The sequence below is a fragment of the Streptomyces sp. NPDC101165 genome (assembly GCF_044768135.1).
Classification (GTDB): Bacteria; Actinomycetota; Actinomycetes; order Streptomycetales; family Streptomycetaceae; genus Streptomyces.
This window is the reverse complement of record NZ_JBIWPG010000005.1, coordinates 298,974-311,599: the sequence shown is the minus strand read 5'-3', so window position 1 is coordinate 311,599 and position 12,626 is coordinate 298,974. Positions and strand designations below refer to the sequence as shown.

Genomic DNA, 12,626 nt, shown 5'->3' with positions numbered 1-12,626 from the left:
GGGGGCCCTGCGAACGGAACGGATCAGACCTGGGTCCGCTCCTCCACGACCTGCGCGATCTTGGCGATGGCCTCGTCGAACGGGATGCCGTTCTCCTGCGACCCGTCGCGGTAGCGGAAGGACACCGAGCCGTTCGACATGTCCTCATCGCCCGCGATGACCATGAAGGGCACCTTCTGCTTCTGGGCGTTGCGGATCTTCTTCTGCATGCGGTCCGAGGAGGAGTCCACCTCGACGCGCAGGCCCTTCTTCCGGGCCGCCGCGGCGAACTTCTCCAGGTACTCGACGTGTCCGTCGCCGATCGGGATGCCGATCGCCTGGACCGGGGCGAGCCACGCCGGGAAGGCGCCCGCGTAGTGCTCCAGGAGCACCGCGAAGAAGCGCTCGATCGAGCCGAAGAGGGCGCGGTGGATCATCACCGGGCGCTGCTTGGAGCCGTCCGGGCCGGTGTACTCCAGGTCGAAGCGCTCGGGCAGGTTGAAGTCGAGCTGGATGGTCGACATCTGCCAGGTGCGGCCGATCGCGTCCTTGGTCTGGACGGAGATCTTCGGGCCGTAGAAGGCGGCGCCACCCGGGTCCGGGACCAGGGGCAGGCCCTGCTTCTCGGCGACCTGGCGCAGCGTCTCGGTCGCCTCCTCCCAGACCTCGTCGGAGCCGACGAACTTCTCCGGGTCCTTGGTGGACAGCTCCAGGTAGAAGTCGGTCAGGCCGTAGTCGCGCAGCAGGCCGAGGACGAAGGTGAGCGTCTTGTCCAGCTCCTCGGACATCTGCTCACGGGTGCAGTAGATGTGCGCGTCGTCCTGGGTGAAGCCGCGGGCACGGGTCAGACCGTGCACGACGCCCGACTTCTCGTACCGGTACACGGTCCCGAACTCGAAGAGGCGCAGCGGCAGTTCACGGTACGAGCGGCCGCGCGCGTCGAAGATCAGGTTGTGCATCGGGCAGTTCATGGGCTTGAGGTAGTAGTCCACGCCCTCGTCGAGCTGCATGGGCGGGTACATGCCCTCGGCGTACCAGTCCAGGTGGCCGGACGTCTCGAAGAGCTTCCCCTTCGTCGCGTGCGGGGTGTAGACGAACTCGTAGCCCTCCTCCTCGTGACGGCGGCGCGAGTAGTCCTCCATCACACGGCGGACGATGCCGCCCTTGGGGTGGAAGACGGCGAGGCCGGAGCCGATCTGCTCGGGGATGGAGAACAGGTCGAGCTCGTTGCCCAGCTTGCGGTGGTCGCGCTTCTCCGCCTCGGCGAGGAAGTCGAGGTACGCCTTCAGCTCGTCCTTGGACGGCCAGGCGGTGCCGTAGATGCGCTGGAGCATCGGGTTCTTCTCGCTGCCGCGCCAGTAGGCGGCCGCGTTGCGCATCAGCTTGAACGCCGGGATCAGGCGGGTCGACGGCAGGTGGGGACCGCGGCAGAGGTCCTTCCAGCACAGGTCGCCGGTCTTGGCGTCCAGGTTGTCGTAGATCGTCAGCTCGCCGGCGCCGACCTCGACGTCCGCGCCGTCGTCGTGCGACGCCGAGCCCTTGAGGCCGATCAGCTCCAGCTTGTACGGCTCGTCCGCCAGCTCCTCGCGGGCGGCCTCGTCGGTGACGACGCGGCGGGCGAAGCGCTGGCCGCGCTTCTGGATCTCCTGCATCTTCTTCTCGACGGCCTTGAGATCCTCGGGCGTGAACGGCTTCTCGACGTCGAAGTCGTAGTAGAAGCCGTCCTTGACCGGCGGGCCGATGCCCAGCTTGGCCTCGGGGAACAGCTCCTGCACAGCCTGCGCCATGACGTGCGCGGTGGAGTGGCGCAGGATGTTCAGACCGTCCTCGGAGGAGATCTCGACGCCCTCGACCTCGTCACCGTCGGACAGCTCGTACGCGAGGTCCTTCAGCTCGCCGGCCACGCGCGCGGCGATGATCGACCGCTCGCCCGCGAAGAGGTCGGCGGCCGTAGTGCCCGTCGTCACCACGCGTTCTTCCCGCTCGGAATCGCGTTGGATGATCACACGGACGTCTGACACCGGTCTCTCCTGACTGAAGGTGGGGTGCGGCGCCATACCAGGAGCGCGCGCACAAGGGATCGTACCGACCCGACACCACCGACCGCTAAACGGTCACCCTCAGTCCTCGCCTCCGTACGCCTCCCCGCACGCCTCCTCGAAGAAGTCGAGGTTCTCCTGCAAGGACTTCATCAGCCGGTCCCGCTCCGCGTCGTCCACCTGCACGGGGACGACCCCGGAGGCGCCGGTGAGCCTGCGGAAACCGCCCCGGCGCTCGAGTCGGCCGTGCACCCGCACCGGGAGGCCGACGAGGTGGGCGTGGCCGGCGATGCGGTAGTCCTCCTCGTCCAGGGTGACGCGGACGTGCGGGACCTCGGCGCCCGCGAGCACCCGCAGCCGTACGGTGCCCGCGCCGCGCGGCCCGGAGCGGCGCAGGCGGACCACCGCGCCGGTGATCCGGACCGGCACGGAGGGTTCCCCCTGCACGTAGCGGGCGCCGGCCGCGTGCAGCACGGGCAGGTCGCCGGGTGAGAACTCGACGGGTTCGGCGGAGGCGGCACAGCCCTCGGGCACGCCGGCCCCGGGGGCCCAGGCGATGGCGATGCGGGCGCCCTCGGTGCCGCGGACGAGCGTGGTGAGCGCCTCGGTCAGCTCGCGGCTGACGCCGGCCTCGACCGCGCCGTCGAAGGCGTCCATGCCGCCGGTGGCCCGCTGGTAGTCGATGGCCTCGCGGGCCGCGTACAGGGCCTGGTGGAGGCGGACGGCGAGCGAGCGGCCGGTGGGCACGGGCACGAAGGCGGTCAGCCGGTGGCCCTCGGCGGTGGGGCCGACGAGGACGTTCTCCAGGAGGCCGGCGGCGGACCGGCGGTGCCGGGCGCCGTAGTAGCCGGCACGCGCGCGCGTGGCGAGCGCGGCCGCGAGGAGCATCTGGCGGGCCGCGGTGCGCAGACGCTCGTCGACCGACCAGGGGGAGGCGCCGACGGGCCCGCTCGGGGTGTCCCGCCACCAGCGGATCTCGTCGCTGGGCACGGCGAGGGAGATCAGCACCTCGCGCGCGGTGGGGGTGTCGCTGCGGGCGAGGGCGTCGAGGGCCTCGCCGAGCAGGTCGTCGCTGTCGGGGAAGGCCCGGTTCTCGGGCACCAGCAGGCTGGTGCCGCCGCCGCCCGGCCCGGGCGGGGTCCAGCGGCCGTAGCGCCCGGCCGCTCCCCCGCGCCGCTGCCAGCCGTGCCGGCGCAGCAGGGCGCCGAGCACGGCGGGGTCGACCTCGGCGGGGTCGGGCGGCCGGTTCCAGGCCAGGTCGTCGGGGTGCGGCCGGACCTGCCGGGCCGGCTCGTCGTACGGGCGGATCCTCATGGCCTGCCTCCCGTCCCGACCCGCGTCATGATCTCGCACAGCGCACGGTCGTCGAAGATGCGCGTGGTCGGTATCCGCACGGTGGTCCGGTGCCGGCCGGTGACCGGGTGGCCGGCGAGGTTGACCCAGTAGCAGCAGTGCCTGAGGTCGAGCCGGTCGTGGCTGGCGCGCAGCCAGTCGTCCTGGGAGCGCGGGACCAGCATGACGACCAGGATCTTGTGCACCGAGACGGGCGTGCGGGCGAGTTTGCGCAGGTGGTCGTTGTCGAGGGTGAAGGAGAAGGAGCGGCCCGGCGGGTTCGGCGGGACCTGGTAGGTGCACTTGAGCTGCACCTTGATGGTGACCTCGTCGTCGACGGTGTGTCCGGGTGCGCTGTGGCTGACGTGCCAGTCGATGCCGTTGTCCGGAAAGGGCTGGGACAGCGAGCAGCCCGCCGCGGCGGAGACCGCGTGCAGATATCCCACCTGCAGTGTCTCCATGCAGGCGGTGGTGGCGAGCGTGCCGCGGACGGTGCCCGAGCGTTCGGGCAGCAGCCCGCCCCGCTCGGGCTGCGCTATGGCCATGACCAACAGCCTTCCAAGCCAAGAGTTTCCCCGCTGCGGGCTGCTGAACTGCAAAGACCCGCACTCCTGTTGTGTCCTCGCGGCGTACGGCGCAAACGGCCCGGGTATCACCAAACGGGCAGAAGACGGAACTTCATCTGCCGTGGGTGAACGAGGAGTTGGGTTGGGATGACGTGCTGGTACGAGGGGGCGCTGGCCGCCTTCGACACGGAGACGACGGGCGTCGACGTGGAGACCGACCGAATCGTGTCGGCCGCCGTCGTCGTCCAGGACGCGCCGGGCACCCGGCCCCGGATCACGCGCTGGCTGGTGAACCCGGGTGTGCCGGTGCCGGAGGCGGCGACGGCGGTGCACGGTCTGACGGACGAACACCTGCAGCACAACGGCCGCTGGCCGGCGCCGGTGATGTTCGAGATAGCCGAGCAGCTGGCCGAGCACGCGGCGATGGGCCGCCCGCTGGTGGTGATGAACGCGCCGTTCGATCTCACGCTGCTGGACCGGGAGTTGCGCCGGCACCGCGCCTCGTCGCTGGACCGCTGGTTCGAGGCGAGCCCGCTGCAGGTGATGGATCCCCGGGTCCTGGACAAGCACCTGGACCGCTACCGCAAGGGCCGGCGCACGCTGACCGACCTGTGCGCGCACTACGGCGTGACGCTGGAGGGCGCGCACGACGCGGCGGCGGACGCAATGGCAGCGCTGGACGTCGTACGCGCCGTGGGCCGCCGGTTCGCGACCCGGCTGGAGCGGCTGAGCCCTGCCGAACTGCACACGCTCCAGGCCACCTGGCACGCGGCGCAGGCCCGCGGTCTTCAGGCCTGGTTCGCGCGCAGCGGCTCGGAGGAGACGGTGAGCACGGACTGGCCGCTCAGGCCGGAGCTGCCGGCGGCGGCGTAGCAGCTTGGCGGGGGCGGGAGTTCACCAGGAGCCTCCGCCACCGCCGCCCGCTCCCCCGCCGACGCCGCCGGAGGATCCGCCGCCGCTGCCACCGGAACTTCCGGAGCCGCTGGAGGAGGGCGCCCTGGACGACATCGCAGCGGTGACGACGATGCCGAGGGCCAGCGCGGGCCCGAACCGCACGGCCGGCGAGGCGTGCCGTCGGGTGGGCACGGCGGACGACTCGACGGCGTGCCGCCAGGTGTCACCCAGGCCGAGCGCGACGGCCCACGCCGTGCAGAGCCGCACCTGGTCGTCGTCGAGCGGTTCCGTTTCGGGGAACGCCGACGGGTCGGCGAGACAGCGTCGGAACGCCTCGACCCGCAGCAGCTGGGCACTGCCCTCGGGGGTGCGCCGGTGCAGTTCCCGGCCGCGCCGCCACAGCGCGAGGCCGACACCGAAGACGATCACGCCGGCGACGAGCAGGGGCCCTCCGGCCGCGTGGCGGCCGGCGCCCAGTGCGGCGCCCACCGCGCCGGTGAGCAGACCGAGCACGGTGGCGGCGATGCCCACGGGCCGGGCGAGGCGGGCGAGGCGTACGGCGGCCGGGTCCCACAGACCGGAGTCGGCCTGCCATTTCTTCAGGTGCCGGGCCAGCGCGTGCCAGCCCGTCTCGAACGACGAGTCGTACTGGCCCAGGGTGATCTCTGCGCGGCCCGCGAACATGTAGCGCAGGACCTCCCTGGTGACCGGGTCGTCCGCCCCCGCACCACGGTTGGGGCGCCGCAGGGTCGGAGCGTGCTCGGCGCCCCCGAGCGTGAGGTGGCCGTCGGCGACGAGGCCGAGCAGCCAGGCGGCCTGGTGCGCGGGTTCGACCTGCTCGGCGGCCAGGATCCCGCCCTGGGCCGGGCTCAGGTCCTGCGGGGGCAGGGGGCTCGGGGCGGGCGCTCCCGGGGTCCCGTCGGTCCCTGCCGGTGCGGGCCGGTCGCGGCCGGCGAGCCGCAGCACTCCGATCGTCGCCAGGGCCACGACGAAGGCGAGGGCGACGGAGTAGAGGGCGATCCGCAGCGGATGGGTCACCGTGGTTCCGACGGCCTCGCCGCCGGGCGGCGCGGGCAGGGCAGCCCGGCCGACGGCACCGTCGCGGGTGGCGTAGAGGGTGAGCCCCTGCTTCCCCTTGAGCCGGTCGATCCTCACGGTGAGGCGGCCGGGCCCGGTCTGCTCGGCGGTGCACTTCTTCCGGGAGCCGTCGGTGCCCTGTACACAGCGCAGACCGGTGAGGGCGTAGGGGGCGACGGCGTGGATCTCGACGCGGGAGCGGTCGACGGTCCAGCCGGTGCCCACCGCGTCCCAGGCGAGCCGGCCCTTCTTCACGACGTCCCGGAGGGTGTACTGGATGCGGTACCGGTGCACGCCGGTGACGGCCCGGTCGGGGTCGCCCACCTTGATGCGGGTGGCGATCTCCCGGTGGCCGTTCGGTTCGAGGTAGTAGTCGCCGACGGTGAGTTCCCAGGGGACGCGGTGGCCGTCCAGGGTGACGGCGACGTCGGCCTCGTCCTCGTCGTAGGGCAGGTCGGGCAGGTCGCGGTAGATGCCGTGCCGTTCGGCGTCGGGGTATCCGAAGTCGTAGTCGACGACCTCGGTGATGCGGGCGCTTCCGTCGGCGGAGAGCCGCGCGCCGACCCACATCGTGGTGACCCGTTCGCTGTTGCCGCCGACCCGGGCCAGCGCCACGAGAGCGCCGAGCAGCAGCGTGAGGAAGAAGATGCCGATCAGACTGCGGATCCGGCGCCGGCGCAGGTGCACGCCAACTCTCGGTCCTTTCTTGCCCTGTTCCGAACCCACGACGCCCCCCTGACGTCAAAAGAGCCGGTCCGCTGTGCGGACCGGCTCTTTCCCGGTGGGCGATACTGGGTTCGAACCAGTGGCCTCTTCGGTGTGAACGAAGCGCTCTCCCACTGAGCTAATCGCCCGGGAACGCACTGAACAATACAGGTCCCTGTGGTGTTACTTCAAACCGCTTCCAGGTGACGCAGCAGTCCGCGCCGCCCGGCCGCCATCATCAGCCGGTGGTTGAGGCGGAAGACGGGTCGTCCCGGCACGGCCAGCCGTCTGAGCAGGGGCTTGGTGACGTCGACGACCTGGTCGTAGCGAGCCAGCGTGCCCGCGCCGTCGGCCGTGACCGTCCAGCGGGCCCAGCCCTCGATGTCTCCCGACACGGCGATCTCCAGGACACCGGCGGCCGGGTCGCGGCGTGTCTGGCGGGCGGTGAAGGTCATGGCGTACGGCAGCAGAGAGCGGATGGTGATGACGCCGGTGCTGTCGTCGAGCCGGGTCACCGCCCTCACCTGCGGCCACCAGTCGGGATAGTCCTCGGGCCGCTCCAGCACCGCGAACACGGCGGCCGGCGGGGCGGGCAGGGACCACAGGCTGAGAAAGCGGTAGCGGGACCAGTCCATGACCGGAGTCTGCCCTGGTGGACGCGTTGATCTGAGTACGCGTACTCATGCAACGCGCAGTGCCGCGAACCACACTCGGGGGACGAGCGCCGCCGCCCGTGCGACGGCGCTCCCCCAATTGTCCTCAGCCGGGCATCTTGTCGCCGAGCAGGGCCAGGTTCTCGATGGCCGCGAGGCCGTACAGCGCGGTGTCGTTGGTCGACACCCAGCTCGCCTCGCTCCCTGCGACCAGGGTGGCCGGTCCGGTCAGCTTCTCGGTCTTCCAGGGCGAGGACTCGGTGTAGCCGTCGGAGCTGTAGAACTTGGTCCAGGCGCGCGTGGCGAGCGTCGGGTCACCGGTCTGTACGGCGGCGTAGGCGTCCAGGCGCGAGTGGCCCTGGAAGAGCAGCAGGGTGCCGAAGTTGCTGCCGTAGCGGGCCGCCTGTTCGGCCTTGGTGGCGTTGAAGTAACGGCAGTAGTCGAGGTAGGCCTCCTTGAACTTCGGCAGGTCGACCAGGTGGATCAGCTCGGCGCACAGCTCGTTCAGGCCGAAGACGGCGGAGAGGTGGGAGACCGCCACCACCGGCTTGTCGGCGACGGCGAACCTGCCGGTGTCGATGTCGTACAGGCCGCTGCCCTGGACGAAGCCGTTGGGCTGGGCGGCGATGGTCTCCATGGTGGACAGGACCCGCGCCCTGGCCTTCTCCCACCGGGGGCCCTTGCGCTCCCACTCCGTCAGCCACGCCGACACCAGTCCGCTCCAGTCGGTGCCGAAGCCGATCGACAGGGCGTGCGGGTCGGGGGTGTACGGGTCGGTGCGGACCTTGCGCTGCGGGTCGAGGACGAGGAACGTCTCGTCGGAGTCGACGTTGGCGCGCATGAGGTCGCCGACGCGTTCGTCGGCGGTGAGGAAGTAGTAGAAGCGCCGGTAGGTGGTGTTGGCGATGCGCTGCTGCTTGGCGCTGTCGGCGAAGTGCTGGACGCCGTGCCGGGTGCCGAGGCCGGCCCACTTGCCGAGGTGGTAGACGTCGACCTCGCCGGTGTGCCGGGTCATCGCCTCGGCGAAGCGGAAGATGTCGGAGCGGCCGCTTCTGAGGTACGCGTACCAGAGCCACAGGTCGGGCGAGAGCTCGGAGTTGTCCCAGGCGTAGCCGCCGATGTCGTACCGCCACACGTGCCGGGCCGAGTCGTAGGTGTGCATGATGTCGCCGTAGTCCCAGAAGCCGTACCAACGGCGCATCTCCACCTGGTCCTTGTAGTAGGTGAAGAGGAAGTCGAGGTGGTCCTCGATCTTCGCCCTGGCGGCGGTGGAGCGGTCCGGCTCGGAGTAGAGGCCGGGGCCGAAGACCTTGGCCTTGATGAGCTGCCTGGGCGGGGCGGCGAGCTGCGGCAGGGTCCGTACGGCCGTCACCTGGTCGGCGAGGGTCTCGGCGGCGGGCGTCGACTCGTTGGCCCAGAAGAGGAGTTCGGAGGTGCGGGCGATGCCGTAGGGGGTGCCGAACTCCGGCTCGTAGTCCTCGTAGGTGATGTTGAGGCCCTCGAGCTGCTCGGCGTAGGTGTCCTGGCCCATCCCGTCGTGGTAGAAGCGCAGGTCCATGGGCTGCGCCTCGGGCGACCAGAGCCAGAGGGTGACGGTGGCCTCGTCGGTGTGGGCGTCGCGGATGTCGAGCTGGGCGGGGAACTTCTCCCAGAAGTCCCTGAGGCCGAAGGAGAGTCCGCCGCTCGCGCCGCCGACGTAGCCGAAACCGGAGGCCCGCCCGCCTCCGCCGGCGGTGATCCAGCCGTAGCCCTTCCTGGTGCGCTTGCGCAGGGTGAAGCCGTCGGCGGAGAGCTGGGAGAGGGTGTGGTCGCCCCAGTGCGGGATGTACTGCAGGCGGGTGGTGACGCGCTGGTCCCAGGTGGCGGGGTCGGGCAGTTTCCGGCCCGCGTACTGGGCGGCCTGCACGGCGGCGCCCGGGTCGCGGCGCAGCCCGGTGATGCCCTGGACGGCCTCCCGCAGCAGGCCGGTGCCCTCGCCGCCGATGCGGACGTGCCGGTCGTAGGCCGCGTCCCGCATCGGCACGGCAAACCGTACGCCGAGCCCGCGGATGAAGTCGCCGCTCGCCTTGCCGGGCTCCAGCGTGCCGTCGTAGGTGATGGTGTGCACCATGCGGAAGGAATCGGAACCGGCGTAGAAGTACAGCCGGAGCGAGAAGGGAAGCCAACTGCGGTCGCCCTTGCGGTGCTTGCCGTCGATCCGGACCACGGCGCGGACCGGGCCGTCCTGTTCGACGGTGACCTCGTCGATCGCGCCGTCGAAGCGCTCCGTCCTGACCGTGCCCTGGTCCTCGTCCTCGGCCTCGGGCTGCCGGACGAGCACGAGCCGCCCGTTCCTGGCGATCTCGGTCGAGCCGCGGGTGACCGACTTGATGAGCGTCGAGCCGTTCTTGCCGATCTTCGCGGTGATGACGCCGGTGGAGACGTCGATGGTGCCGCCGCTCCTGTCGACGGTGACCTTCCGGTCGGGTGCTTTGGGGGTGCCGGCCGTGAGGGTGAGCTTGCCGGAGCCCGAACTTACCGCGTGCGCCGTCCACTTGAGGGAGCCGTCGGGCCAGTGGGCGAGGGGCCAGGTCTGTACGGGGACGTCCGTGCCGTCGGCGTCCGTGAGCGCGAAGGTCTGGTCCTCCTGGTAGGCGCCCATCGGCCAGGGCACGCCGACGGTGGAGCCGGGCGCGGCGCCGAGGCCGCCGTCCTCCAGCCAGTCCAGGGGCACCGGGTCGGCGCCGTCGGCCGCGGCCGCCGGCGCGGCCTGCGCGTCGCTCGCCCCCAGTGCCCAGCTGAACTGGGCGGCGGCTCCGGCGACGGCGGCCGCCTTCAGGAGGGACCTGCGGGGAATGGGAGACATCGTCTTTCCTTCCGTGCGGGCATGTGGCGAGCTGCTCAGGGGCATGACAGAGATGGGCGCGGCGCCCATGGGGCACCGACCTTGATCGAGAGCACCGCGGGCTCAGCGGTGCCGGTACCGCTCCTCCACGGCGACGGCCGCCGCCGCGACGGCCCCGAGCACAGGGACCGCCAGCGGTGCGATGAGCAGAGCGGAACAGCAGGTCAGGACCGCTCCGCCGACCAGCAGGAAGGACCCGGCGGGGTCGAGGACCGTACGGCGGCCCGCGTCGGCGAGCAGGGCGCGCCAGCGGCTCCCCGGGGTCCACACGGCCGCCGCGCGCAGCCCTGCCACGGCGAGGCCGAGCAGCGCGAACAGACCCACGGCACCGGCAAGCGGCCCGCCGGGCAGCCCCGCGCGCACGGCCTGGACGTCCACCCGGCCCAGCGCCACCGCGGCCCACCCGACGGCCCCGACGGCCCAGCCGCCGCGCAGCGCGCTCCGGAAGTCCGCGACGAACTCCCGCAGGCCGCCGCCCTCATGCGCCGTACGACGGCGCAGATGCCGGGCGCCGGCGGCGAAGGCGGCCGGGTGGGTGACGACTCCGAGGGAGGCCACCGCGATCCAGACACCGGTGAGCAGACACTCGGCGAAGACCCCGAACCTCTCCGCGACCACGGACTCCCTGCGCGGCTTCACACGTGCTTCCGCCATGGTGGCTGCCTCAGCCCTTCAGTCCGGAGGTCGCCATGCCGTCGATCAGGTACCGCTGGAAGGCGAGGAAGAACAGCAGCACCGGCAGCAGCGCGACCAGGGACATGGCGATCATGCCGCCGTAGTTGGCGGCCACGCCGTCGGAGTCGCGGAACATCATCAGGCCGAGGGAGACGGTGTACTTGCCGGGCTCGTTGAGGTAGATCAGCGGGCCCATGAAGTCGTTCCAGGCGTTGATGAAGGTGAAGATCGCGCTGGTGATCAGCGCGGGCCGGCACAGCGGCAGCACGATCGACCAGTAGATGCGCAGATGGCCGCAGCCGTCGAGCCGGGCGGCCTCGTCCAGCTCGCGGGGCAGGTTGCGCATGAACTGCACCATCAGGAAGACGAAGAAGGCCTCGGTCGCGAGGTACTTGCCGATCAGCAGCGGGGCGTAGGTGTTGATCCAGCCCAGCTTCTGGAACATCACGTACTGCGGGATCAGCAGCACGTGGTACGGCAGCAGCAGCGTGCCGATCATCAGCGAGAAGAGCAGGTTGCGGCCGGCGAACCGGATGCGGGCGAAGGCGTAGGCGGTGAGCGAGCAGGAGACGAGCACGCCGACGACGGCACCGAGGGCGTAGAAGAGGGAGTTCCGGAAGAAGGTCCAGATCTCGATGTCCGCTATGCCGTCGGCGAGGCCCTTGAAGTTGGCCAGGATCGGGTGGGACGGGAACAGCGTGAGGCTGTTGATGATGTCCTTGCTGGGCTTGAAGGAGGCGCCGATCACCCAGACCACCGGGTAGAGGATGACCGCGAGGATCAGCAGGGCGCCGAGGTGCCAGACGAGGGAACCGGCGCGCCAGCGGCCGGCCGTGTCCGTGACCTTGGTGGTGACCGCACTCATCGGGCGCCCTCCTCGTAGTGCACCCACTTCTTCTGGGACCAGAAGAGGACGGCCGTCACCAGAGCGACGGCGAGCAGCAGCATCCAGGCCATCGCGGCGGCGAAGCCCATCTGGGCGTTCTTGAAGCCCTGCTGGTACAGGTAGCAGATGTAGACGAGCGTGGCGTCGGCCGGACCGCAGTAGGTGTTGGAGACGACGTAGGCCGAGCCGAAGATCTGGAAGGAGTGGATGGTCTCCAGAAGCACGTTGAAGAACAGCACCGGGGAGATCATCGGCAGGGTGATGTTCCAGAACTTCCGGAACGGTCCCGCGCCGTCCATCTCGGCGGCCTCGTACAGCTCCCTGGGCACCTGCTTGAGCCCGGCCAGGAAGATGACCATGGGCGCCCCGAACTGCCAGACGGTCAGCGCGACCAGGCAGTACAGCACCCAGTCCGCGTTGCCGACCCAGCCGCCGACGTGGAAGCCGAGGAAGGTCTGGGTGCGGTCCACGACGGCGCCGTCGGAGAAGAGCGAGCGCCAGACGAAGCCGACCGAGACGCTCGCACCGATGAGCGAGGGCGCGTAGAAGGCGGCCCGGTAGAAGGACTGGCCGCGGCGGCTCTGTGCGAGGAGCAGGGCGACGCCGAGGGCGAGCAGCAGCTTCAGCGGGGTGCCGATGACGACGTACTTGGCCGTCACCTCCACCGACTTCTGCCAGCGCGGGTCGTCGAACATCTTGGTGAAGTTGTCGAACCCGACCCACTTCGGGGTGTTGAAGAGGTTGTAGTCGGTGAACGCGAAGTACAGCGAGGCCACCATCGGGCCCGCCGTCAGCAGCAGGAAGCCGGCGATCCACGGGGACATGAAGAGATAGCCGGCCAGGTTCTCCCGGCGGCGGCCCGGCCGCCGCGCGGCGGCGCGGGCGGCCGGGCGGGCCCTGCGGGTGGCGGACGCGGAGTCCTTGACGAGCGTCACG

Annotated in this window: 10 protein-coding genes and 1 tRNA gene; 1 reads left to right on the top strand and 10 read right to left on the bottom strand. The window is 70.9% G+C overall.

Annotated elements, in window-relative coordinates; translation table 11 throughout:
- Positions 1 to 23: 23 nt before the first annotated feature.
- From thrS to ACIRVH_RS12935, 3 genes are all read right to left on the bottom strand, one after another.
- Positions 24 to 2,000 (bottom strand): threonine--tRNA ligase, encoded by a 1,977-nt coding sequence (gene thrS, locus ACIRVH_RS12945; RefSeq protein ID WP_403951628.1) that lies wholly within the window; start codon positions 1,998 to 2,000, stop codon positions 24 to 26.
- A gap of 99 nt (positions 2,001 to 2,099) precedes the next feature.
- Complete coding sequence (locus ACIRVH_RS12940; protein ID WP_403951626.1) at positions 2,100 to 3,332, bottom strand: hypothetical protein; 1,233 nt, start codon at positions 3,330 to 3,332, stop codon at positions 2,100 to 2,102.
- A complete protein-coding gene (locus ACIRVH_RS12935) occupies positions 3,329 to 3,895 on the bottom strand; it encodes a DUF4365 domain-containing protein (RefSeq protein WP_403951624.1) in 567 nt (188 codons plus the stop codon). Before ACIRVH_RS12935 ends, ACIRVH_RS12940 begins: the two co-directional genes overlap by 4 nt.
- A 168-nt stretch (positions 3,896 to 4,063) precedes the next feature.
- On the opposite strand from ACIRVH_RS12935, the gene ACIRVH_RS12930 reads away from it, so the two are divergent.
- Positions 4,064 to 4,789, top strand: coding sequence for a 3'-5' exonuclease (locus ACIRVH_RS12930; protein WP_403951622.1), 726 nt, complete (start codon positions 4,064 to 4,066; stop codon positions 4,787 to 4,789).
- A gap of 21 nt (positions 4,790 to 4,810) precedes the next feature.
- Here the strand turns inward: ACIRVH_RS12930 and ACIRVH_RS12925 are convergent, their stop codons facing one another.
- The 7 genes from ACIRVH_RS12925 to ACIRVH_RS12895 all read right to left on the bottom strand — a co-directional run bounded on the left by ACIRVH_RS12925 (position 4,811) and on the right by ACIRVH_RS12895 (position 12,625).
- Entirely contained in the window at positions 4,811 to 6,574 is a 1,764-nt protein-coding gene (locus tag ACIRVH_RS12925) for a DUF2207 domain-containing protein (protein WP_403951619.1), read from the bottom strand.
- A gap of 95 nt (positions 6,575 to 6,669) precedes the next feature.
- A tRNA-Val gene (locus tag ACIRVH_RS12920) sits at positions 6,670 to 6,741 on the bottom strand.
- Between the two features lie 39 nt (positions 6,742 to 6,780).
- Positions 6,781 to 7,227, bottom strand: coding sequence for an SRPBCC family protein (locus tag ACIRVH_RS12915; protein WP_403951617.1), 447 nt, complete (start codon positions 7,225 to 7,227; stop codon positions 6,781 to 6,783).
- A 124-nt stretch (positions 7,228 to 7,351) separates the two neighbouring features.
- Positions 7,352 to 10,090, bottom strand: coding sequence for a Tat pathway signal sequence domain protein (locus tag ACIRVH_RS12910; RefSeq protein WP_403951614.1), 2,739 nt, complete (start codon positions 10,088 to 10,090; stop codon positions 7,352 to 7,354).
- 102 nt (positions 10,091 to 10,192) lie between these two features.
- Positions 10,193 to 10,783 (bottom strand): hypothetical protein, encoded by a 591-nt coding sequence (locus tag ACIRVH_RS12905; protein ID WP_403951611.1) that lies wholly within the window; start codon positions 10,781 to 10,783, stop codon positions 10,193 to 10,195.
- Between the two features lie 10 nt (positions 10,784 to 10,793).
- On the bottom strand, positions 10,794 to 11,669 hold the full coding sequence (locus ACIRVH_RS12900) for a carbohydrate ABC transporter permease (protein ID WP_403951609.1): 876 nt from the start codon (positions 11,667 to 11,669) through the stop codon (positions 10,794 to 10,796).
- Positions 11,666 to 12,625, bottom strand: coding sequence for a carbohydrate ABC transporter permease (locus ACIRVH_RS12895; protein WP_403951607.1), 960 nt, complete (start codon positions 12,623 to 12,625; stop codon positions 11,666 to 11,668). Before ACIRVH_RS12895 ends, ACIRVH_RS12900 begins: the two co-directional genes overlap by 4 nt.
- Position 12,626 lies beyond the last annotated feature (1 nt).